We start from the raw sequence: 23,074 nt of genomic DNA on the forward strand, positions 1-23,074 counted from the left end.
AACACAAAGATCGCAGCCTTCGGCAGCTCCTACATGTACCCTCAGCTTTCGCATCATTTTCTGCAGGCTTTATGACTCTAATTCTTGGTATCGACCCCGGTTCGCGCATCACCGGTTACGGGATCGTTCGCGATACCGGGCGGGGCGGTTGCATCTATGTGGCCTCGGGCTGCATTCGCACCGGCTCCGGCGAGCTGCATGAGCGTCTGCAAATCGTCTATCGCGGCGTGCGCGAAATCATCAAGACCTACGGCCCGGTGACCATGGGCATCGAAAAGGTGTTCATGGCGAAAAACGCCGACTCGGCGCTGAAGCTCGGACAGGCACGGGGCGCTGCGATTGTCGCCGGCGCCGAAGAGTGTCTGGAAATCGCCGAGTACACCGCCACGCAAGTCAAACAGGCCGTCGTCGGCACCGGTGCGGCCAATAAGGAGCAGGTGCAGATGATGGTCATGCACATGCTCAAGTTGACCAGCAAGCCGCAGATCGACGCCTCCGACGCCCTCGCGATCGCCATTTGCCATGCGCACACGCGCTCCAGCCTGCTGCCGCACGGGCTGGGAACCGCACGCAGTCGTGGCGGGCGCCTGCGTCTCTGATAGCATCAGCATCAATTTTCTCGAAAGTGACTTCGCGGTGCCTGTGTTGTCGGCGCGCAAGCCACCTTCAATCGTCGCCAGCCCACGGCTGGCCAGCGCTCAAGGATTCAAAACGTGATTGGACGCTTGCGCGGCACCCTGGCTGAGAAACAGCCGCCGCACCTGATTCTCGATGTGAACGGCCTTGGCTATGAGGTGGAAGTGCCGATGACCACGCTTTATCGGTTGCCGTCGGTCGGTGAACCACTGACCCTGCACACCCATTTGGTCGTACGCGAAGATGCGCAATTGCTCTATGGTTTTGCCGGCAAGCGTGAGCGAGACTTCTTTCGCGAGCTGATCCGTCTCAACGGAGTCGGGCCGAAACTGGCGCTGGCGTTGATGTCGAGCCTGGAAGTCGATGAGCTGGTGCGCTGCGTGCAGTCTCAGGATACTTCGGCGTTGACCAAGGTCCCGGGGGTTGGCAAGAAGACCGCCGAGCGTCTGCTGGTGGAATTGAAAGATCGCTTCAAGGCCTGGGAAACCTCGCCGGCGATGTTCGCGCTGGTGCCGAATCAGCCGGACGGCCCGGCGCCGGTCAACAGCGCCGAGACCGATGCGGTCAGCGCGTTGATCTCGCTGGGCTACAAGCCGCAGGAAGCGAGCAAGGCGATTTCCGCGATCAAAGACAAGAACCTGAGTAGCGAAGACCTGATCCGCCGCGCTCTGAAGGGAATGATTTAAGTGATTGAAGCTGATCGTCTGATCGCCGCCGCGCACAGCCCGCGCGAGCGCGAAGAAGTCCAGGATCGGGCCATCCGCCCGGTCAGTCTGGCCGATTACATTGGCCAGCCGACCGTGTGCGAGCAGATGGAGCTGTTCATCCAGGCTGCGCGTGGCCGCAGTGAATCCCTCGATCACACCCTGATCTTCGGCCCGCCGGGGCTGGGCAAGACCACGCTGGCCAACATCATTGCCCAGGAAATGGGTGTGTCGATCAAGAGCACCTCCGGGCCAGTGCTGGAACGCCCGGGTGATCTGGCCGCGTTGCTGACCAATCTTGAGCCGCACGACGTGTTGTTCATCGACGAAATCCATCGTCTGTCGCCGATCGTTGAAGAAGTGCTGTACCCGGCGATGGAAGATTTCCAGCTCGACATCATGATTGGCGAGGGGCCGGCGGCGCGTTCGATCAAACTGGATCTGCCGCCATTCACGCTGGTCGGCGCCACCACCCGCGCCGGCATGCTGACCAATCCGCTGCGAGATCGCTTCGGTATCGTCCAGCGCCTGGAGTTCTACAGCACAGCGGATCTGGCAACCATCGTCAGTCGTTCGGCGGCGATTCTCGGTCTGCCGCTGGACCCGGAAGGTTCGTTCGAGATCGCCCGTCGCGCCCGTGGCACGCCGCGAATTGCCAACCGTCTGCTGCGGCGGGTGCGCGATTTCGCTGAAGTACGCGCCAAGGGACACATCACCAAAGCGGTGGCGGATCTGGCGCTGAACCTGCTGGACGTCGACGAACACGGTTTCGATCACCAGGACCGGCGCCTGCTGTTGACCATGATCGAGAAGTTCGACGGCGGTCCGGTTGGTATCGACAGTCTGGCGGCGGCGATCAGTGAAGAGCGCCACACCATTGAAGACGTGCTCGAACCGTATCTGATCCAGCAGGGCTATATCATGCGCACGCCACGGGGCAGGGTGGTGACGCGGCATGCCTATTTGCATTTCGGTTTGAATGTTCCGTCACGCATGGGCGAGATGCCCGTGGCAGACGAGTTTCTCGACGCCGTCGACGATTGATACACATTTGCTGGTGATTTATTCAGGGTTTGTACTGTCAGACGACGGTACTTTTGCGTTAAAGCTTTGAAACCACGAAAAACAGTTGTCTGGCCGGATTGGCAACCTGAGGAGTAAGCACTAGAGTATGCGCGCGCAAAACGGGCTTGAGCCGTTCGCACATCGTTGTCGCGTTTATTACGAGGACACCGATGCGGGCGGCATCGTGTATTACGTTAATTACCTCAAGTTTATGGAACGGGCTCGAACCGAGCGGCTACGGGAACTGGGCTTTGCCCAATCTGTGCTTGCCGGAGAGGACCTGTTGTTCGTCGTGCATTCCAGCGAAGCGCGCTACCACGCGCCGGCGCGACTGGATGACGAACTGCTGGTAAGCGCTGATGTAATCGAATTGAACCGTGCCAGCCTGCGCTTCAAGCAGCAAGTCAGGCGGGCCACGGATAATGTGCTGCTCTGCGAAGGGCAGTTTTTGGTGGCCTGCGTGCGCACCGACAGTTTGAAACCCCGGGCCCTTCCCGAAGACCTGCGTGCGGCCTTCGCCGACGCGGTCGGCCCGGGTACACACTCAAAGCAGGAGATAAAGCGTGGAAGCTAACGTCGTCGACCATTCCTCCATGTGGAGCCTGGTCAGCAATGCCAGCATCGTGGTGCAGTTGGTAATGTTGACCCTGGTGGCCGCATCGGTGACCTCATGGATCATGATCTTTCAGCGCAGCAATTTGCTGCGTGCCGGTCGACGCGCCCTGGAGAGCTTCGAAGAGCGCTTCTGGTCGGGTATCGACCTGTCCAAACTGTACCGTCAGGCCGGCAGCAACCCTGATCCGGATTCGGGCGTGGAGCAGATCTTCCGTGCCGGCTTCAAGGAATTCTCCCGTCTGCGTCAGCAGCCAGGTGTCGATCCTGAAGCCGTGATGGAAGGTGTCGCTCGTGCGATGCGCGTGGCCATCTCGCGCGAAGAAGAGAAACTCGAGCAGAGCCTGCCGTTCCTCGCCACCGTCGGTTCGGTCAGCCCGTACATCGGTCTGTTCGGTACCGTGTGGGGGATCATGAACTCCTTCCGTGGTCTGGCCAGCGCCCAGCAAGCGACCCTGGCCACCGTTGCTCCGGGTATCGCCGAAGCCCTGATCGCCACCGCGATCGGCCTGTTCGCTGCGATCCCGGCGGTCATCGCTTACAACCGTTTTGCTGCGCGCAGCGAAACCTTGCTGGGCCGCTACTACACCTTCGCCGATGAATTCCAGGCGATCCTGCACCGCAAAGTGCACACCAGCGAAGAATAAGCAGGTATTTCCCGATGGCTTTAATCGCTCGAGCTCGCAAAAAGCGCAAGCCGGTCGCCGAGATGAACGTGGTGCCCTACATCGACGTGATGTTGGTGCTGCTGGTCATCTTCATGGTGACCGCGCCGATGCTCAATCAGGGCGTGAAAGTTGATCTGCCCAAGGTTTCCAGCGAAGCCTTGCCGCAGGACAACAACACCCAAGTCCTGACCATTTCGATCAAGGCTGACAAGACCTACTACTGGAACCTTGGCAGCGAAGTCGACACCGAGAAGCAACAGGACAGGGCCATGACCCTGCCACAGATGACTGACGCGGTGACCAAGATCATTCGCGCCGGCACCGAGGGCGGCAAACGCACCCAGGTGTTCATTCGTGGTGACAAGACTGTCGACTACGGCGCCGTCATGGGCGCCATGGGCGGGTTGCAGAAAGCCGGGGTCGGTAACGTTGGTCTGATTACCGAGGCCCCCTGATGCAGCAACAGCGAGAGCCGTCCGCCTCGGAAAGCTATTTCTGGCCTAGTGTTCTGGCAATTGTCCTGCACGTGCTGGTGTTCGGCATGCTGTTCGTCAGTTTTGCCTTCACGCCCGAACTGCCGCCGGCCAAGCCGATCGTCCAGGCGACTCTGTACCAGCTGAAATCGAAAAGTCAGGCGACCACCCAGACCAATCAGAAGATTGCGGGTGAGGCGAAGAAATCCGCCGCGCGCCAGACCGAAGTCGAACAGATGGAACAGAAAAAGATCGAGCAGGAAGCGGTGAAGGCGGCGGAACAAAAGAAAGAGGAAGCGGCTCAAAAGGCCGAGGAAGCCAAGAAGGCCGACGAGGCGAAGAAAGCGGACGAAGCGAAAAAGGCTGATGAAGCCAAGAAAGCCGACGACGCGAAGAAAGCCGAAGCGAAAAAGGCCGAAGAGAAACAATTGGCTGATATAGCCAAGAAGAAGGCCGAAGACGAAGCGAAGAAGGCTGCTGAGGAGGAGGCGAAGAAAGCCGCTGCCGAAGAAGCCAAGAAGAAGATCGTCGAAGACGCGAAGAAGAAAGCCGCCGAAGACGCCAAGAAGAAAGCTGAAGCTGAAGAGGCGAAGAAGAAAGTCGCCGAAGACGCGAAGAAGAAAGCTGCTGCCGATGCTGCGAAGAAGAAAGCGCAGGAAGCGGCACGCAAATCCGCCGAAGACAAAAAGGCCCAGGCCCTGGCAGATCTGCTTTCCGACACGCCGCAGCGTCAGCAGGCCCTGGCCGATGAGCAGGGTGACGAGGTTGCAGGCAGTTTCGATGACCTGATTCGCGCTCGCGCAGCAGAAGGCTGGGCTCGTCCTCCTTCGGCGCGCAAAGGCATGACGGTCGTGCTGCAAATCGGCATGTTGCCGGACGGCACGGTGACTTCGGTCAGCGTGGCCAAGTCCAGCGGTGACGGTCCGTTCGATGCTTCGGCAGTCGCGGCAGTGAAGAATATTGGACGTTTGACAGAAATGCAGGGAATGAAGCCGAGCGATTTCGCTCCGTATCGTTCATTCAAGATGACATTCACACCTGAGGATCTAGCCTTGTGAGAAACCTTCTTCGAGGAATGCTGGTCGTGATCTGCTGCATGGCAGGGATCGCGGCGGCAGATGAAAAGAACATTCTGGTCACCAGCGGCAGCGATCGGGCTACTCCGATCGCCGTCGTACCGTTCGGCATGCAGGGCGGCGCCGTGCTGCCGGATGACATGGCTGAAATCATTGGCAACGACTTGCGCAACTCGGGCTATTACTCGCCGATTCCGAAAGCCAACATGATCAGCCAGCCAAGCCAGCCGAGCGAAATCATCTTCCGTGACTGGAAGGCGGTGGGTGCTCAGTACATGATGGTCGGCAGCATCGCTCCAGCGGGCGGTCGCCTGCAGGTGCAGTGGGCACTGTTCAACGTCGCCACCGAACAGAAAGTGGCTGACGGCAGTGTGTCCGGTACGACCGACCAGATCCGTGACATGGCGCACTTCATCTCCGATCAGTCGTTCCAGAAGCTGACCGGCATTGAAGGTGCCTTCTCGACGCGCCTGCTGTACGTGACGGCCGAGCGTTTTTCCGAGAAGAACACCCGTTACACCCTGCAACGCTCCGACTATGACGGTGCCCGCGCAGTGACTCTGCTGCAATCGCGCGAGCCGATTCTGTCGCCGCGTTTTGCACCGGACGGCAAGCGTATCGCCTACGTGTCGTTCGAGCAGAAGCGTCCGCGTATCTTCATGCAGAACATCGACACCGGTCGCCGTGAGCAGATCACCAACTTCGAAGGCCTCAACGGCGCGCCAGCCTGGTCGCCGGATGGCAATCGCCTGGCGTTCGTTCTGTCGAAAGACGGTAACCCGGATATCTACGTGATGAACCTCGGTTCGCGCCAGATCAGCCGCGTAACCAATGGCCAGGGCATCAATACCGAACCGTTCTGGGGCAAGGATGGCTCGACCATCTACTTCACCTCCGACCGTGGCGGCAAGCCGCAAATCTATAAAACCAGCGTCGGTGGCGGTGGTGCCGAGCGTGTGACGTTCGTGGGCAACTACAACGCCAACCCGAAACTTTCGGCTGATGAAAAAACTTTGGTGATGATTCATCGTCAGGATGGCTTCACCAATTTCAAGGTGGCAGCTCAGGATCTGCAGCGGGGTAGTGTAAAGATCCTCACTGATAGCACTCTGGACGAGTCACCTACTGTTGCGCCCAACGGCACCATGGTAATCTACGCCACCCGCCAACAGGGCCGGGGAGTCTTGATGCTCGTGTCCATTAATGGACGCGTGAGGCTCCCGCTTCCTACCGCTCAAGGCGAAGTCAGAGAACCGTCCTGGTCCCCTTACCTGAAGTGAGCGGGCGCTACACGTTTTACTTAACACACTGGGGTTCATTAGGAGTTTCACGATGGAAATGCTGAAGTTTGGTAAATTTGCTGCGCTGGCTCTGGCCATGGCTGTAGCTGTAGGTTGCTCGTCCAAAGGCGGCGACAACGCCGGTGAAGGCGCTGTTGATCCAAACGCTGGTTACGGCGCAAACACTGGTGCCGTTGACGGTTCCCTGAGCGAAGAAGCTGCTCTGCGCGCAATCACCACCTTCTACTTCGAATACGACAGCTCGGACCTGAAGCCAGAAGCCATGCGCGCTCTGGACGTTCACGCCAAAGACCTGAAAGCAAACGGCGCTCGCGTTGTTCTGGAAGGCAACACCGACGAACGTGGTACTCGTGAGTACAACATGGCACTGGGCGAGCGTCGTGCGAAAGCCGTTCAGCGCTACCTGGTACTGCAAGGTGTTTCCCCAGCTCAGCTGGAACTGGTTTCCTACGGCGAAGAGCGTCCAGTTGCTACCGGCAACGACGAGCAGTCCTGGGCCCAGAACCGTCGCGTCGAACTGCGTAAGTAATTCGATATGCGAACGTGCCGTCGTGCTGTAACTGTTCTGGCTCTCAGCCTCGCGCCGCTTGCGGCGTGGGCTGCGGTTCCTGTGGTCGATGACAACTCCGGTTATAACAATAGCGGGAGCAGTTATCCGCCTGCGGGTTACGGTACGAACGGCGCCTATGCCGGGGGAGCGGCTTCGGCCCCTGCCTCGGCACAAGGCATGCTGTTCAACCAATTGCAACAGATGCAGGATCAGATCTCGCGCCAACAGGGCGTGATCGAAGAACTGCAGAATCAGGTTTCGCGCATGAAGCAGGAATCCCTGGAGCGATACCAGGATCTTGATCGGCGCATAGGATCCGGCGTTGCACCAGCCGCGACTCCCGAGAATTCTTCTGCCGGTGGCGATGCAAGTGCTGCTGCCGGTGCTGCCGCAGGCGCGGGTGCTGCTGCGGCAGCCCAGGCCCCTGCCGCGGGTAGCGAACCGGCTGATCCGGCCAAGGAAAAGCTGTATTACGATGCCGCTTTCGACCTGATCAAAGCCAAGGATTTCGACAAGGCCAGCCAGGCCTTCGCCGCTTTCCTGCGCAAATACCCCAACAGCCAGTACGCGGGCAACGCCCAGTACTGGTTGGGCGAAGTGAACCTGGCCAAGGGTGATCTGCAAGGTGCAGGTCAGGCCTTTGCCAAGGTTTCGCAGCTGTATCCCAAGCACAACAAAGTGCCGGACTCGCTGTACAAGCTGGCTGACGTAGAGCGCCGCCTCGGTCACACCGACAAGGTCAAAGGCATTCTGCAGCAGGTGGTGTCCCAATATCCGGGCACTTCCGCCGCGCAGCTGGCCCAGCGTGATTTACAGCGCATGTAAGCCTGTTCATCCGTGTTTTGAAGAAACCCGCGCTTGTCGCGGGTTTTTTCGTTAGAATTCACGCCCTTTTTCTGAAACACGCTTCTTGTGGTCTACGCGTTGGCGGGATTGCCTGAAGTGCCTGACGGAGGCGGACAGCCTGTTTAGCTGTTACGCCCGTGGCGACTATGCAAGACACATTGAGAATCACCGAAGTTTTCTACTCGTTGCAGGGGGAAACTCGGACTGCCGGGCTGCCCACGGTTTTCGTGCGCCTGACCGGTTGCCCGTTGCGTTGCCAGTACTGCGATAGCGCTTACGCGTTCAGCGGCGGCACCGTCCGCACCCTCGACGACATCCTTGAGCAAGTGGCCGGATATCGTCCGCGCTACGTTTGTGTCACCGGCGGTGAGCCGTTGGCTCAGCCGAACGCCATTCCTTTGCTTGAGCGGTTGTGTGATGCCGGTTACGAGGTCTCGCTGGAAACCAGCGGCGCCCTCGACGTATCCGCTGTCGATCCGCGTGTCAGTCGCGTCGTCGATCTGAAAACGCCGGGCTCGAAAGAAGCCCACCGCAACCGTTACGAGAACATCGAACTGCTGACACGCAACGATCAGGTGAAGTTTGTCATCTGCTCGCGGGAAGACTATGACTGGGCGGTATCGAAGCTGATCCAGTACGGGCTTGATCGACGTGCGGGTGAAGTGCTTTTCTCCCCAAGTCATCATGACCTCAATGCCAGGGATCTGGCGGATTGGGTGGTGGCAGACAACCTGCCAGTGCGGCTGCAACTGCAGTTGCATAAATATTTATGGAATGATGAGCCGGGGCGCTGAGATGATTGAACAACTGAACACTACCGAAAAACGTGCCGTTATCCTGCTTTCGGGCGGCCTCGACTCGGCCACCGTCGTGGCGATGGCACGCGCCGAAGGCTACGCCTGCTACACCATGAGCTTCGATTACGGCCAGCGCTCGCATGCCGAATTGCACGCCGCCGCCCGCGTTGCTCGCGACCTGGGTGTGGTCGAGCACAAGGTCATCGGACTGAACCTCAATGGCATGGGCGGCTCGGCGCTGACCGACACCAGCATCGATATTCCGGAAGAGCTGGGCGAAGGCATTCCGGTGACTTACGTGCCGGCGCGTAACACGGTTTTCCTGTCGTTGGCATTGGGTTGGGCCGAAGTGCTCGGCGCCCGCGACATCTTCATCGGCGTCAATGCAGTGGATTATTCCGGCTACCCGGACTGCCGTCCCGAGTTCATCGAGTCGTTCGAGCGCATGGCCAATCTGGCGACCAAGGCCGGCGTGGAAGGCAACGGCTTCCGCATCCAGGCGCCGCTGCAGAACCTGAGCAAAGCGCAGATCGTTCAGGCCGGCGTGAAGCTTGGCGTTGATTACGGTCTGACGGTTTCCTGCTATCAGGCCGACGATGAAGGCCGCGCTTGCGGCAAATGCGACAGCTGCCGCCTGCGCGCAGAAGGCTTCGCGGCAGCTGGTGTGGACGATCCAACCCCTTATTTTTGATTTTTTCAAAAAAGGTGTTGAATAGTCCTTAAAAATCAGTATTATACGCGCCACCACACAGCGGGTCGTTAGCTCAGTTGGTAGAGCAGTTGGCTTTTAACCAATTGGTCGTAGGTTCGAATCCCACACGACCCACCATATTTGGCGGTTTAGAAAATCCGGAAGGCCCACGAAAGTGAGGATTTCCGGGTTTTTTTTTGCCTGCAATTCGGGCGTTCGATGTTTCAGCGCGGCCACACCTGACGCAGGTCAGAATCATCTTTTGTATCAACGGGATATTCTGTAGCCTTGCGCAGCTTCAACGCTGTCCCGTGCCTGATGATACTCACTCTCCCGGCGGTACCCTCTAGTGGTCCGGAGCCGGGTGTATACTCGACTTTCGCGCGAATGCGCCTGCAGGTCTTGCGAACATGACGCAGATTTCCGAACGCCTTCTGGTTCAAGCCCACCTCGACGCCAAACAGCCGAAACCGCTGACGGCAGAAGAGGAGGCTCATTACCGTTCCGCCATCGCCGCCGAGCTCAAGGCTCAGGACGCGGTGCTCGTGGCCCACTTCTATTGCGATCCGGTGATTCAGGCCCTGGCCGAAGAAACCGGCGGCTGTGTTTCCGACTCCCTGGAAATGGCCCGCTTCGGCAATGCCCATCCGGCCAAGACCGTGGTGGTCGCCGGCGTCAAGTTCATGGGCGAGACGGCAAAAATTCTCAATCCGGAAAAACGCGTACTGATGCCGACCCTGGAGGCGACCTGCTCGCTGGACCTGGGCTGCCCGGTCGACGAGTTTTCGGCGTTCTGCGATCAGCACCCGGAACGTACTGTGGTGGTGTATGCCAACACTTCCGCCGCCGTGAAGGCTCGGGCTGACTGGGTGGTGACCTCGAGCTGCGCACTGGAGATCGTCGAAAGCCTGATGGACAACGGCGAGACGATCATTTGGGGCCCGGACAAGCACCTGGGTACTTACATCCAGCGCAAGACCGGTGCCGACATGCTGCTGTGGGACGGTGCTTGCATCGTTCATGAAGAATTCAAGTCCAAGCAGCTCGAAGACATGAAGGCGCTGTACCCGGACGCAGCGATTCTGGTGCATCCCGAGTCGCCGACTTCGGTGATCGAGCTGGCGGATGCCGTCGGTTCTACCAGTCAGTTGATCGCCGCCGCGCAAAGCCTGCCGAACAAGACCCTGATCGTCGCCACCGACCGTGGCATCTTCTACAAGATGCAGCAGCTGTGCCCGGACAAGGTCTTTATCGAGGCGCCTACCGCCGGTAACGGCGCGGCTTGTCGCAGTTGCGCACATTGCCCGTGGATGGCCATGAACACCCTTGAGCGCACGCTCAAGAGCTTGAAAGAAGGCACCAACGAGATCTTTGTCGATCCGGCGCTGATCCCCCAAGCGATCCGCCCGTTGAAGCGCATGCTCGACTTCACCCAGGCAGCGCGGATGAAGCTGGCCGGTAACGCCTGAGAGAATCCCTTGTAGGAGTGAGCCCTGTGGTGAGGGGATTTATCCCCGTTCGGCTGCGTAGCAGTCGTTAAGCAGCGCACGCGGTGTGTCTGATACACCGCGGTGGTTGATTTTGGGGCGGCTTCGCCACCCAACGGGGATAAATCCCCTCATCACAGGCCGGCTCTTGAGTATGGAAATTATTTGCTCTTCTTCGGGATCCGCACCACGCACGTATCCGAATAGATGTCGTGCCAGGTGCGCTTCTGCTTGTCGAACAGCGACCAGAAGAACCCCAGCCCGATACACAACCACGACGCGATCGACACCATAAAGCGCAACAGCGCCTGCCACAGGCTGATCGCTGTGCCGTTGGCGTTCTGCACGCGGATGCCCCACACCTGCATGCCCAGTGTCTGCCCGCCATGGGTCCAGAACTTGGCGAAGAAGCCGAACAATACCAACAGCAGCACCGTGGAATACAGTGGATCACCATCGAGCTGGCCGGCATCGGTCATCACCCGCAGCCGTTCTTCGCCAATGATCGCCGCCTGGATCAACTTATAGATGAATCCGGTGACGATCAGCAGGGCGGTGCACAGCAGGAAGTCGTAGAACATTGCCGCCAGACGACGACCGAGAGCAACGGGAGGAAAGTCCCCTTGCGGCGTGAGCAGGTGTTTCGACATGGCAGCCTCAAGGCGTGAATGGAAGCGCCATTTTACGGATTAGCGCGCACAAAAAAGCCCCTGATATCAATATCAGGGGCTTTTTCGTATCAGAAGATCAGGCTTCTGCTTGTACTTCGTCAGCCTGCATGCCTTTCTGGCCTTGCACAGCAACGAAAGTCACTTTCTGGCCTTCTTTCAGGCTCTTGAAGCCGTTGCCCTGAATGGCGCGGAAATGTACGAACAGATCCGGACCGCTTTCTGGAGTGATAAAACCAAAACCTTTCTCGTCGTTAAACCACTTGACGGTACCGCTCTGACGTGTGGACATTTCTTATTTCCTTTGACGCATAAATTGATGACAGCCCCTTTCACATGAAAGAGTACTGGAGCTGGTTGCAAGGAGTAAGAAGACGTCGAGCGGGATGTAGCTAACTTGTAGGCTACTGCCCAGGTCACGATTCCAAGCTGACCCATGCAAACACAGTGGACAAACTCTACGCCAACTACGGGAGAAAAAACAAGCCCTGCGAAGGCCCCGGTTTTACTGCTCTTCGCGGAAATTAGACGGTTCACTAGTGCAGTCTTAGACGATTGTCTGGTTCAGTTTTTTGCAGTCGTTATAAGCAACGTTCATATTCGAAACAGATGTTAAAAAACGCACTGTTTTATGGCGATTGCGTTACACATTAGTGCACGCATAACGCAATCGCGTTACTTATAGAAACAGTCGATCAACCGCGATAGTAGCGTTGTGGAACAAATGGCATTTTGCTTACAAGCATTTGCACCTTTTTCCCACGGACGATGGCCCACACAGGTGTATCGAGCGCGACGTAAGCGGTGTCAAGGTATCCCATCGCCAATGGCCCGCCCAAGGTCGGGCCGAAGCCGCCACTGCACACGCTGCCGATGATCTCGCCGGCCTCGTTGACGATTTCTGCGCCTTCACGCACCGGGGTGCGCTCCTGTGGCAGCAGGCCGACGCGTTTGCGTGCCACGCCATTTTGTTGCTGCGCGAAGATCTGCTCGGCGCCCGGGAAGCCCCCGGCCCGTGCGCCATCGGCGCGGCGTGGCTTGGAGATCGCCCACAGGAGGCTGGCTTCGATCGGTGTGGTCTCGGTGTTCATGTCATGGCCGTACAGGCACAGGCCGGCTTCCAGACGCAGCGAATCACGGGCGCCAAGGCCGATGGCCTGGACCTCTGGCTCGGCGAGCAGGGCGCGGGCTAGTTTCTCCGCTTCAGCGGCCGGTACCGAGATTTCGAAACCGTCTTCACCGGTGTAGCCCGAACGGCTGACAAAGCAGTCCACGCCCAGCAACGACACGCGGTTGAACTGCATGAACGTCATCTTCGCCACGTCCGGCGCAAGACGCGCCAGCACGGTGACGGCTGCCGGACCTTGCAGGGCGAGCAGGGCGCGCTCTTCGAACAGCGCCGTAATGGTGCACTGATCGCCGATGTGTTTTTGCAGATGCGCCAGATCCTGATCCTTGCACGCGGCGTTGACCACCAGGAACAGCTCGTCATTGCCCAGATTTGCGACCATCAGGTCGTCGAGAATCCCACCGCTTTCGTTGGTGAACATCGCATAACGCTGCATGCCCACCGGCAGGTCGATGATGTCCACCGGCACCAGGGTTTCCAGGGCGTTCGCCGCATTGGCACCGGTCAGGCGAATCTGGCCCATGTGCGAGACGTCGAACAACCCGGCTTGCTCACGGGTGTGCTGGTGTTCTTTCATCACGCCGAGCGGGTATTGCACGGGCATGTCGTAGCCGGCGAACGGCACCATGCGCGCGCCGAGTTCGAGGTGCAGTGCGTGCAGCGGGGTTTTCGAGAGTTGTTCGGTGGACATGCGTGGCTCCTTTGAATTTGGGTTGCGGGTGAGAGGCAAGATCAAGAGCCCCTCACCCCAGCCCTCTCCCGGAGGGAGAGGGAGCTAGTTACGTTTGGCTGAGTTCGTAATCAGCATTCGATAATGTTGACCGCCAGGCCGCCGCGGGCGGTTTCCTTGTATTTGCTTTTCATGTCGGCGCCGGTCTGGCGCATGGTGCGGATGACTTTGTCGAGGGAGACGAAATGCTGACCGTCGCCACGCATGGCCATGCGCACCGCGTTGATCGCTTTCACCGAGCCCATCGCGTTGCGCTCGATACAGGGCACCTGCACCAGGCCGCCGATCGGGTCGCAGGTCAGGCCGAGGTTGTGTTCCATGCCGATTTCCGCGGCGTTCTCGACTTGTTGCACGCTGCCGCCGAGCATTTCGCACAGAGCGCCGGCCGCCATCGAACAGGCCACGCCGACTTCACCCTGACAACCGACTTCGGCGCCGGAGATCGAAGCGTTTTCCTTGTAGAGAATGCCGATTGCGGCAGCGGTCAGCAGAAAGCGCACGACGCCATCGTCATTCGCGCCGGGGATAAAACGCATGTAGTAATGCAGCACCGCCGGAATGATGCCCGCCGCGCCATTGGTGGGCGCAGTAACCACGCGCCCGCCGTTGGCGTTTTCTTCGTTGACCGCCAACGCATAAAGATTGACCCAGTCGAGCACCGACAGCGGATCGCGCAGCGCCGATTCCGGGTTCTTGCACAATTGCCGATGCAGCGCCGCCGCCCGGCGTTTGACCTTCAAGCCGCCCGGCAAAATGCCTTCGTTACGACAGCCGGCAGCGACGCAGTCCTGCATCACCTGCCAGATTTTCAGCAGGCCGGCACGGGTTTCCGCTTCAGGGCGCCAGGCGCTCTCGTTGGTCAGCATCACCTGACTGATCGACAGGCCATAGGTAGCGCAATGACCGAGCAAATCCTTGGCACTTTTGAACGGGAAGGTCAGCGGCGTGGCGTCTTCGACGATGCGATCGGCACCGGCCGCGTCTTCATCGACAACGAAACCACCGCCGACCGAGTAGTACTCGCGACTGCGGATCTGAATCCCCGCCGCATCGAAGGCGCGAAAGATCATGCCGTTGGGGTGGTAGGCCAACGGTTTGCGGATCATCGCCAGATGTTCTTTCTCGTTGAACGCGATGCTGTGTTCACCGAGCAGATTCAGTCGGCCATTGCCGCGAATTTCTTGCAGGCGCGCGGCGACGGTTTCGGTGTCGACAGTGTCCGGATGTTCGCCTTCGAGGCCGAGCAGCACGGCTTTGTCGCTGCCGTGTCCTTTACCGGTAGCGCCGAGCGAACCGTACAGCTCGACACGGACGCTGGCGGTGCTGGTCAGCAGGTTTTCCCGGCGCAAGCCCTCGGCGAAGCGCGCAGCCGCGCGCATCGGGCCGACGGTGTGGGAACTGGAGGGACCGATGCCAATCTTGAACAGGTCGAACACGCTTAACGACATGAGTGGTTCTCCGGTTTCTTGTTATGGGGATTGGCGAAGCGTAAGGCTTGATGCGTTCCATGTGGGAGCTGGCTTGCCAGCGATGGCGGAGTGTCAGGCAACAGATATGCAGACTGATCCACCCTCATCGCTGGCAAGCCAGCTCCCACAGGGATTTGTGGCGTTCTGGAGACAGGGACAGGTGACCCGCCCCCTCATTCCTTTAAGCGTAGCTTTCGATCGACGGGCAGGCGCAGACCAGGTTGCGATCGCCGAAGACGTTGTCGACGCGGCCGACCGGCGGCCAGTATTTGCCTTCGATCAGCGATGCGACCGGGTACACCGCTTGCTCGCGGCTGTATGGGTGGGTCCATTCGCCAACCAGTTCCGCTGCGGTGTGCGGGGCGTTTTTCAGTGGGTTGTCTTCCTTGTCCAGGGTGCCGTTTTCCACTGCGCGAATTTCTTCGCGGATGCTGATCATCGCGTCGCAGAAGCGGTCCAGTTCTTCCTTGGATTCGCTTTCAGTCGGCTCGATCATCAATGTGCCGGCGACCGGGAACGACATGGTCGGCGCGTGGAAGCCGAAGTCGATCAGGCGTTTGGCGACGTCATCGACGCTGATGCCGCTGCTGTCTTTCAATGGGCGCAGATCGAGAATGCACTCGTGCGCCACCAGGCCGTTGCTGCCGGTGTAGAGCACTGGGTAATGCTCTTCGAGGCGACGGGAAATGTAGTTGGCATTGAGGATCGCCAGCTGCGAAGCGCGTTTGAGACCGGCGCCACCCATCATGCGGATGTACATCCAGGTGATCGGCAGAATGCTTGCGCTGCCGAACGGTGCCGCGCAGACCGCGCCTTCCTTGCGTTCCATCTGGCCGTGGCCCGGCAGGAACGGGGTCAGGTGCGATTTGACGCCGATCGGACCGACGCCCGGGCCGCCACCGCCGTGCGGGATGCAGAAGGTTTTGTGCAGGTTCAGGTGCGAAACGTCGCCGCCGAACTTGCCCGGTGCGCAGAGGCCGACCATGGCGTTCATGTTGGCGCCGTCGATGTACACCTGGCCGCCGTTGTCGTGAATGATCGCGCAGATTTCGCGAATGCCTTCTTCGAACACGCCGTGGGTCGACGGGTAGGTGATCATCAGCGCGGCGAGGTGTTCGCGGTGCTCAATGGCTTTGGCACGCAGGTCTTCGATGTCGACGTTGCCACGCGTATCGCACGCGGTGACGACCACGCGCATGCCAGCCATTTGCGCGGTGGCCGGGTTGGTGCCGTGGGCCGACGACGGGATCAGGCAGATGTCGCGGCGCTCATCGCCACGGCTCTGGTGGTAGGCGCGGATCGCCAGGAGACCTGCGTATTCGCCTTGCGAACCAGCGTTCGGTTGCAGCGAGATCGAGTCGTAACCGGTGGCGGCGCAGAGCATCGCTTCCAGCTCATCGGTCAGTTGCTGGTAACCGGCGCTTTGTGCGGCCGGGGCGAACGGGTGCAGTGCGCCGAATTCGGCCCAGGTCACCGGGATCATTTCACTGGCGGCGTTGAGTTTCATGGTGCACGAGCCCAGTGGAATCATGGTGCGATCCAGTGCCAGGTCCTTGTCCGCCAGTTTGCGCAGGTAGCGCATCAGCTCGGTTTCCGAGTGATAACGGTTGAACACCGGGTGGCTGAGGATCGGCGACTGGCGCACCAGCGCAGCAGGGATGGTGCTCTGCACCGAGGCGGCCAGCGCAGCGAAGTCCGGCAGGGTCTTGCCGTCGGCGAACAGGCCCCACAGGGTTTCGATATCAGCCTGAGTGGTGGTTTCGTCGACCGACAGGCCCAGACGTTGAGCGTCGATCACACGCAGGTTGATCTGCTGAGCGTGCGCCTTGTCGTGCAGCGCGGCGGTGTGCGCGCCGGTGGCAACGGTCAGGGTGTCGAAGAAGTTTGCCTGCTCGACTTGAGCGCCCAGCGCGGTCAGGCCCTTGGCCAGAATCGCGGTCAGGTGATGCACGCGGTTGGCGATCTGGGTCAGGCCTTTCGGGCCGTGGTAGACGGCGTACATGCTGGCGATATTGGCCAGCAGCACCTGGGCGGTGCAGATGTTCGACGTGGCCTTCTCGCGGCGGATGTGTTGCTCGCGGGTCTGCATCGCCAGACGCAGCGCTGGCTTGCCGAAACGGTCAACCGAGACACCGACCAGACGGCCCGGCATGTCACGCTTGAACGCATCTTTGGTGGAGAAATAAGCGGCGTGCGGGCCACCGAAGCCCAGCGGCACGCCGAAGCGTTGCGCCGAACCGATGGCGACGTCGGCACCGAATTCGCCCGGTGCGGTCAGCAGTGTCAGGGCCAGCAGGTCGGCGGCCACGGCCACCAGAGCGTTGGCGGCGTGGAAGCGCTCGGTCAGCTCGCGGTAGTCGAATACATCACCGTTGCTCGCCGGGTATTGCAGCAGCGCGCCGAAGAACGGCGTGACGTCAGTCAGTTCGCGCTCATCGCCCACGACCACATCGATACCCAGCGGCTCGGCACGGGTGCGTAGCACGTCGAGGGTCTGCGGATGGCTGTGGATCGACGCAAAGAACTGGTGGCTGCCTTTGTTCTTGCTCAGGCGTTTGCAGAAGGTCATGGCTTCGGCAGCGGCGGTAGCTTCGTCGAGCAGCGAGGCGTTGGCGATCGGCAGGCCGGTAAGGTCGCTGATCATGGTCTGGAAATTCAGCAGCGCTTCGAGACGGCCTTGGGAAATTTCTGGCTGGTACGGGGTGTAAGCGGTGTACCAGGCCGGATTTTCCAGCAGGTTGCGCAGGATCGGCGACGGCGTGTGGCAGTTGTAGTAGCCCTGGCCGATGTAGGTCTTGAACAGCTGATTCTTGCCGGCGATGGATTTGATCATCGCCAAGGCGTCGGCCTCGCTGAGGCCGTCGTCCATGCCCAGCACGCTGGTGCCCTTGATGCTTTCCGGGATGACGCTGGCGCTCAGCGCTTCGAGGGAATCGTAGCCCAGGCTGTTGAGCATGGCTTGCTCGTCACCGGCGCGCGGGCCGATGTGACGGGCGATGAATTCGTTGGCAGTGCCGAGATTGATGGCGGTCATGGCGTAATTCCTCAGGCTTCGGCTTGGGCTTTGATCAGGCGGTCATAGGCGTCCTGATCGAGCAGTTTGCCGACAGCGGCGGCGTCGCTTGGCTGAAAGCGGAAGAACCAGCCTTCGCCCAGCGGATCTTCGTTGACCAGCTCAGGAGCATCTTGCAGCGCCGGGTTGACTTCCAGCACGTCGCCATCGAGCGGCATGTACACGCCGCTGGCGGCTTTCACCGATTCCACGGTGGCGGCTTCTGCGCCTTTTTCGTAAGCCTGCAGCTCAGGCAGTTGCACGAACACCACGTCGCCCAAGGCGTTCTGCGCGAATGCGGTGATGCCGACAGTGACACTGCCGTCGGCTTCGGTGCGCAGCCATTCGTGATCTTCAGTAAAACGCAACTCGCTCATGGAAATTCCTCAGGGGTCAGACTCGTCTGGTGGACGCGGTGGAAAGCTTGGGGCGGGGAAGCCCTTAATAGATGAGGAGGCAAGTAGCAAGAATGCGGCCAAGGTTAATTTATCTATATAAATCAATGGCTTGGATTTTTCAGGTGGGTGTCGGCAGGTTGCGCCCGTAGCGAAATCGCTACAGCTTTGGGCGAGGAGAAAAGCTTAATCGGATCAAAGCGTTGCGCAGCGCTGGTCGCAGGCGGGTGTAGCGATATCGTTCCGCTGTAGCGCTTTCGGTACAGGTGGAGGTCGTTTTTGGACGGATTTCGAATCCGCCATAAAACCCTGCGGGAGCGAGCCTGCTCGCGAAGACGGTGTATCAGGCGCCAGCTATTTTGCTGATATACCGCTTTCGCGAGCAGGCTCGCTCCCACATCGGGAATTTTCCTGCAATAGGGATGCGCGGTGAGTCAGGGTTTATTGGGAATGCCGTATTTGCGCAGGCGATGGGCGATGGCGGTGTGCGAGGTTTGCAATCGGCTCGCCAGTTGCCGGGTCGAGGGATAGCTGACGTAAAGCTTTTCCAGCAGCGCCCTTTCGAACGATTCGACCGCTTGTTCGAGACTTTCCACCTCAGTGTCGCTCTGGCGCGCGACGGAGGTGCCGGCGATGTCGAGGTCACCGATATCGACCAGGCTGCTCTCGCAAATCGCCGCTGCGCGAAAAATCACGTTCTGCAATTGCCGCACGTTGCCCGGCCAGCGATTGCCGAGCAGCGCCGGATAAGTCCCCGGTGCCAGGCGGCAGACCGGGCGCTGGATCTGCGCGCAGGCCTGCTGCATGAAGTAGCGCGCCAGCAGCAGGATGTCCTGACCGCGTTCACGCAGCGGCGGCACTTCGACGTTCAGCACGTTGAGGCGATAGAACAGGTCTTCGCGGAACAGCCCTTCGCTGACCATTTTTTCCAGATCGCGGTGGGTCGCGCTGAGGATGCGCACGTCGACCTTTACTTCCCGATCACCACCGACGCGGCGGAAGCTGCCGTCGTTGAGAAAACGCAGGAGTTTGGCCTGCAAGTACGGCGACATCTCGCCGATTTCATCGAGAAACACCGTGCCCTGGTTGGCCAGTTCCATCAGCCCCGGCTTACCGCCACGCGCCGCGCCGGTGAAGGCGCCGGGGGCGTAGCCGAACAGTTCGCTTTCGGCGAGGTTTTCCGGCAGCGCTGCGCAGTTCAACGCCAGAAAAGGAGCACTGTGCCGCGCACTGATCGCGTGACAGGCGCGGGCCACCAATTCTTTGCCGGTACCGGTTTCGCCCTGAATCAGCAACGGTGCATCAAGGGCGGCGACGCGTTGCGCGCGGGCCTTGAGTGTGCGAATCGCCGGAGACTCGCCGAGCAACGCGTCGAAGCCTTCGGCGTGATCGTGATGCAGTGCCGAGAGTTGTTCGCCGATGCGATTTGGTTGATACAGGGTCAGCAGGGCGCCGGCGTCGGTGATCGGCGTGGCATCGAGCAGCAGGGTCTGGCCATTGACGGTGATTTCGCGCAGCGGCAGGCGAAAGCCGTTTTCCAGCAGGGTGTCGAGCAGACCGGGATCGTTGAACAGCGCCGAGACGCTTTCGCCGGCCGGTTCGCGACCGTACAGGGCAATCAGCGCCGGGTTGGCCAGCAGCACCTTGCCGGCGCTGTCGAGGGCCAGCACCGGGTCAGTCATCGCCGCGAGCAAAGCATCGAGCTGCAAGTGCCGGCGCTGGCCGGGGAGGATATCGACTACGGTCACCGCTTCCACGCCGAGCACGCGAAACAGCGCATCTTTCAGTTCTTCGAGCACTTGCGGGCTGAGGGTCGGCGCGTCGATGTAGACGTTCGGCGGGATCATTTCCACCGCATCCAGATTGAGATTGCGCCCACCGAGGATAGCCAGGACTTCCTGGGTGATGCCGACGCGGTCGATGAAGCTGACGTGGATACGCATGGGGGCGGTTCAGTGATCTGCAGAGCGGAGGGGGGCAAGTATGCCTTAAATCAAAAGCCCCCTCACCCCAGCCCTCTCCCGGAGGGAGAGGGAGCCGACCGAGGTGTCTGGGGTTATGCATCGACCTGAAAGTACCGGGCGATTATGGATTCAGTGATGCAGGATCAGGTCGACGCAATGCTGCAGCATCCCCCAATCGGTTCCCTCTCCCTCCGGGAGAGGGCTAGGGTGAGGGGCTTTTGATTTTTATTCGAAATGCTCGAGGTTCACCGGATCCCCCGACTGCATATTCAACTTCTGCCGAATGTCTTCAAACATCAGATCGTAATGCTTGTGCACCGAACCGATCTGGCTGTGGGTCTTGGGGATTCCGTACTTCTCGGCGATCCGCGTGACATCGCGGGCGAAGTTGTAGGCCTCTTCCTTGGGCAGGAAAAACGCCTCCTTCATGTCCTTGCCCTGCATGCTGCCGTGCAGGGTGAACTGAATACCTTTGCCTTTCTGCGGATCAGTGAACACTTCATAGTCCAGATGCACGTTGTAATTGACGTCATCGTCGGTCAACGCGTGCCGCTCGATGTGCAGATGACCGGGTTCGAACTGGGCCATTGAGCTACTCCTTTCAAGGCATGGAAGCGGGGCAGGCCTTGAGCCTGCCCCGGCGTTTATTGTTATCGGTAGCTGATCCCCGGCTTCGCCGTGCTGACCCGCGTACCGGCGGTGCCCTGGACGATGGCTTCGATATCGGCCAGCGAACCGATCACCGCGACCTTGCCAGTATGGCGCGCGAATTCGCAGGCTGCCTGCACCTTCGGTCCCATGGAGCCGGCGGCGAAGCCGAGGCGTTCGAGTTCGTCCGGGTGGGCTTCGGCGATGGCTTTCTGCGTCGGCTTGCCGTAATCGATGAACGCTGCGTTGACGTCAGTGGCGATCACCAGCAGGTCGGCTTCCAGTTGCTCGGCCAGCAACGACGAACACAGATCCTTGTCGATCACCGCCTCGATGCCTTTGAGATTGCGCTGCTCGTCGTACATGGTCGGAATCCCGCCGCCACCGGCGCAGATGACGATGCTGCCTTTGTCCAGCAACCACTTGATCGGGCGGATTTCGAAGATGCGCTTCGGCCGTGGACTGGCGACGACGCGGCGGAATTTGTCGCCATCGGCAGCAATCGCCCAGCCTTTCTCGGCGGCGAGTTTTTCCGCTTCGGCTTTCTCGTAGACCGGGCCGATCGGCTTGGTCGGGTTCTTGAAAGCCGGGTCATTGGCGTCGACTTCGACCTGGGTCAGCAGGGTGGCGAACGGCACTTCGAAGTCGAGCAGATTGCCCAGTTCCTGTTCGATGATGTAGCCGATCATGCCTTCGGTTTCGGCACCGAGCACGTCCAGCGGGTAGGGAGTGACAGAGGTGTAGGCCGCCGCTTGCAGCGACAGCAGACCGACTTGCGGGCCATTGCCGTGAGCGATGACCAGTTGGTTGCCGGGATGGATCTTGGCGATTTGCTCGGTGGCGATGCGGATGTTGGCGCGCTGGTTGTCAGCGGTCATCGGCTCACCACGGCGGAGCAGGGCGTTACCGCCCAGGGCTACGACGATACGCATGGTGCATGTCCTTTTTCGTGTTGATCGTTCCCACGCTCTGCGTGGGAATGCCGCCACGGACGCTCTGCGTCCGCTGTGACGCAGAGCGTCACGGGATGCATTCCCACGCGGGAGCGTGGGAACGATCATCTTCAACCAGTCAGAGATCAGCCAGTGTCGAAACCAGAATCGCCTTGATCGTGTGCATGCGGTTTTCCGCTTGCTCGAAGGCGATGCAGGCTGGCGACTCGAACACGTCGTCGGTCACTTCGATGCCGTTTTTCAGGTGCGGATACTGCTCGGCGATTTGTTTGCCGACCTTGGTGTCGCTGTTGTGAAAGGCCGGCAGGCAGTGCATGAACTTGGTACGCGGGTTGCCGGTGGCTTTCATCAGGTCGGCGTTGACCTGATACGGCAGCAGCTGCTGGATGCGCTCGGCCCAGGCTTCCACCGGTTCGCCCATCGATACCCAGACATCGGTGTGAATGAAGTCGACGCCTTTGACCGCTTCTTTCGGATCTTCGGTGAGGGTGATGCGTGCGCCGCTTTCCTCACCGTATTTTTTGCAGCGCGCGACCAGATCGTCCAGCGGCCACAGCGCTTTCGGCGCGCAGATGCGCACGTCCATGCCGAGCTTGGCGCCGATCAGCAGCAGCGAGTTGCCCATGTTGTTGCGCGCATCGCCCAAGTAGGCGTAGCTGATTTCGTGGATCGGCTTGTCGGCGTGTTCACGCATGGTCAGCACGTCGGCGATCATCTGGGTCGGGTGATATTCATCGGTCAGGCCGTTGAACACCGGCACGCCGGCGAACTTGGCCAGCTCCTCAACGATTTCCTGTTTGAAGCCACGGTACTCGATGGCGTCGTACATGCGCCCGAGCACGCGGGCGGTGTCCTTCATGCTTTCCTTGTGGCCGATTTGCGAGGAGTTCGGGTCGATGTAAGTGACGTTGGCGCCTTGGTCATAGGCCGCCACTTCGAAGGCGCAACGGGTGCGGGTCGAAGTTTTTTCGAAGATCAGGGCGATGTTGTTGCCCTTCAGATGCTGTTGCTCGGTGCCGGTGTACTTCGCACGTTTCAGATCGCGAGACAGGTCGAGCAGGTAACGCAGCTCACGTGGGGTGTGGTGTTCCAGGCTGAGCAGGTTACGGTTGTGAATGTTAAAAGCCATGATGGATCTCCTTGGGTTTCGGTTATCCCCT

Annotated in this window: 23 protein-coding genes and 1 tRNA gene; 14 read left to right on the forward strand and 10 right to left on the reverse strand. The window is 59.9% G+C overall.

What is annotated here, in order from left to right; translation table 11 throughout:
- Positions 1-71: 71 nt before the first annotated feature.
- The 14 genes from ruvC to nadA all read left to right on the forward strand — a co-directional run bounded on the left by ruvC (position 72) and on the right by nadA (position 10,888).
- Entirely contained in the window at positions 72-599 is a 528-nt protein-coding gene (ruvC, locus tag F8N49_RS07040) for a crossover junction endodeoxyribonuclease RuvC (RefSeq protein ID WP_016773501.1), read from the forward strand.
- Positions 600-713: 114 nt separating this feature from the next.
- The gene (gene ruvA, locus F8N49_RS07045) at positions 714-1,322 is read left to right on the forward strand and encodes a Holliday junction branch migration protein RuvA (RefSeq protein WP_024014088.1); all 609 of its coding nucleotides are present in this window, start codon (positions 714-716) and stop codon (positions 1,320-1,322) included.
- Complete coding sequence (ruvB, locus tag F8N49_RS07050; protein WP_151551056.1) at positions 1,323-2,384, forward strand: Holliday junction branch migration DNA helicase RuvB; 1,062 nt, start codon at positions 1,323-1,325, stop codon at positions 2,382-2,384. It begins immediately after the preceding gene.
- 127 nt (positions 2,385-2,511) lie between these two features.
- Positions 2,512-2,979 (forward strand): tol-pal system-associated acyl-CoA thioesterase, encoded by a 468-nt coding sequence (gene ybgC, locus F8N49_RS07055; protein ID WP_041479792.1) that lies wholly within the window; start codon positions 2,512-2,514, stop codon positions 2,977-2,979.
- The gene (gene tolQ / locus F8N49_RS07060; RefSeq protein ID WP_008080223.1) at positions 2,969-3,664 is read left to right on the forward strand and encodes a protein TolQ; all 696 of its coding nucleotides are present in this window, start codon (positions 2,969-2,971) and stop codon (positions 3,662-3,664) included. Before ybgC ends, tolQ begins: the two co-directional genes overlap by 11 nt.
- Positions 3,665-3,687: 23 nt before the next feature.
- Entirely contained in the window at positions 3,688-4,140 is a 453-nt protein-coding gene (gene tolR / locus F8N49_RS07065; RefSeq protein ID WP_160767866.1) for a protein TolR, read from the forward strand.
- Positions 4,140-5,216: a cell envelope integrity protein TolA gene (gene tolA, locus F8N49_RS07070; protein WP_016773505.1), complete on the forward strand. Its 1,077-nt coding sequence runs from the start codon at positions 4,140-4,142 to the stop codon at positions 5,214-5,216. The genes tolR and tolA overlap by 1 nt, the downstream gene beginning before the upstream one ends.
- A gap of 17 nt (positions 5,217-5,233) precedes the next feature.
- A complete protein-coding gene (tolB, locus tag F8N49_RS07075; RefSeq protein ID WP_016773506.1) occupies positions 5,234-6,514 on the forward strand; it encodes a Tol-Pal system beta propeller repeat protein TolB in 1,281 nt (426 codons plus the stop codon).
- 52 nt (positions 6,515-6,566) lie between these two features.
- Positions 6,567-7,064, forward strand: coding sequence for a peptidoglycan-associated lipoprotein Pal (pal, locus tag F8N49_RS07080; RefSeq protein WP_003178634.1), 498 nt, complete (start codon positions 6,567-6,569; stop codon positions 7,062-7,064).
- Positions 7,065-7,070: 6 nt separating this feature from the next.
- On the forward strand, positions 7,071-7,910 hold the full coding sequence (gene ybgF, locus F8N49_RS07085; protein ID WP_024014085.1) for a tol-pal system protein YbgF: 840 nt from the start codon (positions 7,071-7,073) through the stop codon (positions 7,908-7,910).
- A gap of 167 nt (positions 7,911-8,077) precedes the next feature.
- A complete protein-coding gene (gene queE, locus F8N49_RS07090) occupies positions 8,078-8,725 on the forward strand; it encodes a 7-carboxy-7-deazaguanine synthase QueE (protein ID WP_041479789.1) in 648 nt (215 codons plus the stop codon).
- A 1-nt stretch (position 8,726) separates the two neighbouring features.
- The gene (gene queC / locus F8N49_RS07095; protein ID WP_110646611.1) at positions 8,727-9,419 is read left to right on the forward strand and encodes a 7-cyano-7-deazaguanine synthase QueC; all 693 of its coding nucleotides are present in this window, start codon (positions 8,727-8,729) and stop codon (positions 9,417-9,419) included.
- 62 nt (positions 9,420-9,481) lie between these two features.
- Positions 9,482-9,557, forward strand: a tRNA-Lys gene (locus F8N49_RS07100).
- Positions 9,558-9,829: 272 nt separating this feature from the next.
- Complete coding sequence (gene nadA, locus F8N49_RS07105) at positions 9,830-10,888, forward strand: quinolinate synthase NadA (RefSeq protein ID WP_151551057.1); 1,059 nt, start codon at positions 9,830-9,832, stop codon at positions 10,886-10,888.
- 179 nt (positions 10,889-11,067) lie between these two features.
- Here nadA and F8N49_RS07110 read toward each other — a convergent pair whose 3' ends face one another.
- From F8N49_RS07110 to F8N49_RS07155, 10 genes are all read right to left on the reverse strand, one after another.
- Positions 11,068-11,556 (reverse strand): RDD family protein, encoded by a 489-nt coding sequence (locus tag F8N49_RS07110; RefSeq protein WP_122704297.1) that lies wholly within the window; start codon positions 11,554-11,556, stop codon positions 11,068-11,070.
- Between the two features lie 97 nt (positions 11,557-11,653).
- Positions 11,654-11,866 (reverse strand): cold-shock protein, encoded by a 213-nt coding sequence (locus tag F8N49_RS07115; protein WP_003227496.1) that lies wholly within the window; start codon positions 11,864-11,866, stop codon positions 11,654-11,656.
- A 403-nt stretch (positions 11,867-12,269) separates the two neighbouring features.
- Positions 12,270-13,394, reverse strand: a complete 1,125-nt coding sequence (gene gcvT / locus F8N49_RS07120; RefSeq protein WP_110646608.1) for a glycine cleavage system aminomethyltransferase GcvT — start codon at positions 13,392-13,394, stop codon at positions 12,270-12,272.
- Between the two features lie 110 nt (positions 13,395-13,504).
- Positions 13,505-14,881, reverse strand: coding sequence for an L-serine ammonia-lyase (locus F8N49_RS07125; RefSeq protein ID WP_151551058.1), 1,377 nt, complete (start codon positions 14,879-14,881; stop codon positions 13,505-13,507).
- A 202-nt stretch (positions 14,882-15,083) separates the two neighbouring features.
- A complete protein-coding gene (gene gcvP / locus F8N49_RS07130; protein WP_151551059.1) occupies positions 15,084-17,936 on the reverse strand; it encodes an aminomethyl-transferring glycine dehydrogenase in 2,853 nt (950 codons plus the stop codon).
- Between the two features lie 11 nt (positions 17,937-17,947).
- The gene (gene gcvH, locus F8N49_RS07135) at positions 17,948-18,331 is read right to left on the reverse strand and encodes a glycine cleavage system protein GcvH (protein WP_039758162.1); all 384 of its coding nucleotides are present in this window, start codon (positions 18,329-18,331) and stop codon (positions 17,948-17,950) included.
- 452 nt (positions 18,332-18,783) lie between these two features.
- Complete coding sequence (locus tag F8N49_RS07140; RefSeq protein WP_151551060.1) at positions 18,784-20,292, reverse strand: sigma-54-dependent transcriptional regulator; 1,509 nt, start codon at positions 20,290-20,292, stop codon at positions 18,784-18,786.
- 246 nt (positions 20,293-20,538) lie between these two features.
- Positions 20,539-20,901 (reverse strand): DUF5064 family protein, encoded by a 363-nt coding sequence (locus F8N49_RS07145; RefSeq protein WP_041479784.1) that lies wholly within the window; start codon positions 20,899-20,901, stop codon positions 20,539-20,541.
- A gap of 62 nt (positions 20,902-20,963) precedes the next feature.
- The gene (gene arcC, locus F8N49_RS07150) at positions 20,964-21,893 is read right to left on the reverse strand and encodes a carbamate kinase (protein ID WP_016770621.1); all 930 of its coding nucleotides are present in this window, start codon (positions 21,891-21,893) and stop codon (positions 20,964-20,966) included.
- Between the two features lie 139 nt (positions 21,894-22,032).
- Positions 22,033-23,043 (reverse strand): ornithine carbamoyltransferase, encoded by a 1,011-nt coding sequence (locus F8N49_RS07155; protein ID WP_024014074.1) that lies wholly within the window; start codon positions 23,041-23,043, stop codon positions 22,033-22,035.
- Positions 23,044-23,074: the final 31 nt, after the last annotated feature.

Source organism: Pseudomonas sp. GXM4, from assembly GCF_008923895.1.
Lineage (GTDB): Bacteria > Pseudomonadota > Gammaproteobacteria > Pseudomonadales > Pseudomonadaceae > Aquipseudomonas > Aquipseudomonas atacamensis.

What these genes read in the sequence shown, in the direction of transcription:
- ruvC (WP_016773501.1), top strand. Translation starts at nt 72, where the DNA reads ATGACTCTAATTCTTGGTATCGACCCCGGTTCGCGCATCACCGGTTAC.
- ybgC (WP_041479792.1), top strand. Translation starts at nt 2,512, where the DNA reads ATGCGCGCGCAAAACGGGCTTGAGCCGTTCGCACATCGTTGTCGCGTT.
- tolA (WP_016773505.1), top strand. Translation starts at nt 4,140, where the DNA reads ATGCAGCAACAGCGAGAGCCGTCCGCCTCGGAAAGCTATTTCTGGCCT.
- tolB (WP_016773506.1), top strand. Translation starts at nt 5,234, where the DNA reads ATGCTGGTCGTGATCTGCTGCATGGCAGGGATCGCGGCGGCAGATGAA.
- pal (WP_003178634.1), top strand. Translation starts at nt 6,567, where the DNA reads ATGGAAATGCTGAAGTTTGGTAAATTTGCTGCGCTGGCTCTGGCCATG.
- ybgF (WP_024014085.1), top strand. Translation starts at nt 7,071, where the DNA reads ATGCGAACGTGCCGTCGTGCTGTAACTGTTCTGGCTCTCAGCCTCGCG.
- queE (WP_041479789.1), top strand. Translation starts at nt 8,078, where the DNA reads ATGCAAGACACATTGAGAATCACCGAAGTTTTCTACTCGTTGCAGGGG.
- queC (WP_110646611.1), top strand. Translation starts at nt 8,727, where the DNA reads ATGATTGAACAACTGAACACTACCGAAAAACGTGCCGTTATCCTGCTT.
- nadA (WP_151551057.1), top strand. Translation starts at nt 9,830, where the DNA reads ATGACGCAGATTTCCGAACGCCTTCTGGTTCAAGCCCACCTCGACGCC.
- F8N49_RS07110 (WP_122704297.1), bottom strand. Translation starts at nt 11,556, where the DNA reads ATGTCGAAACACCTGCTCACGCCGCAAGGGGACTTTCCTCCCGTTGCT.
- F8N49_RS07115 (WP_003227496.1), bottom strand. Translation starts at nt 11,866, where the DNA reads ATGTCCACACGTCAGAGCGGTACCGTCAAGTGGTTTAACGACGAGAAA.
- gcvT (WP_110646608.1), bottom strand. Translation starts at nt 13,394, where the DNA reads ATGTCCACCGAACAACTCTCGAAAACCCCGCTGCACGCACTGCACCTC.
- F8N49_RS07125 (WP_151551058.1), bottom strand. Translation starts at nt 14,881, where the DNA reads ATGTCGTTAAGCGTGTTCGACCTGTTCAAGATTGGCATCGGTCCCTCC.
- gcvP (WP_151551059.1), bottom strand. Translation starts at nt 17,936, where the DNA reads ATGACCGCCATCAATCTCGGCACTGCCAACGAATTCATCGCCCGTCAC.
- gcvH (WP_039758162.1), bottom strand. Translation starts at nt 18,331, where the DNA reads ATGAGCGAGTTGCGTTTTACTGAAGATCACGAATGGCTGCGCACCGAA.
- F8N49_RS07140 (WP_151551060.1), bottom strand. Translation starts at nt 20,292, where the DNA reads ATGCGTATCCACGTCAGCTTCATCGACCGCGTCGGCATCACCCAGGAA.
- F8N49_RS07145 (WP_041479784.1), bottom strand. Translation starts at nt 20,901, where the DNA reads ATGGCCCAGTTCGAACCCGGTCATCTGCACATCGAGCGGCACGCGTTG.
- arcC (WP_016770621.1), bottom strand. Translation starts at nt 21,893, where the DNA reads ATGCGTATCGTCGTAGCCCTGGGCGGTAACGCCCTGCTCCGCCGTGGT.
- F8N49_RS07155 (WP_024014074.1), bottom strand. Translation starts at nt 23,043, where the DNA reads ATGGCTTTTAACATTCACAACCGTAACCTGCTCAGCCTGGAACACCAC.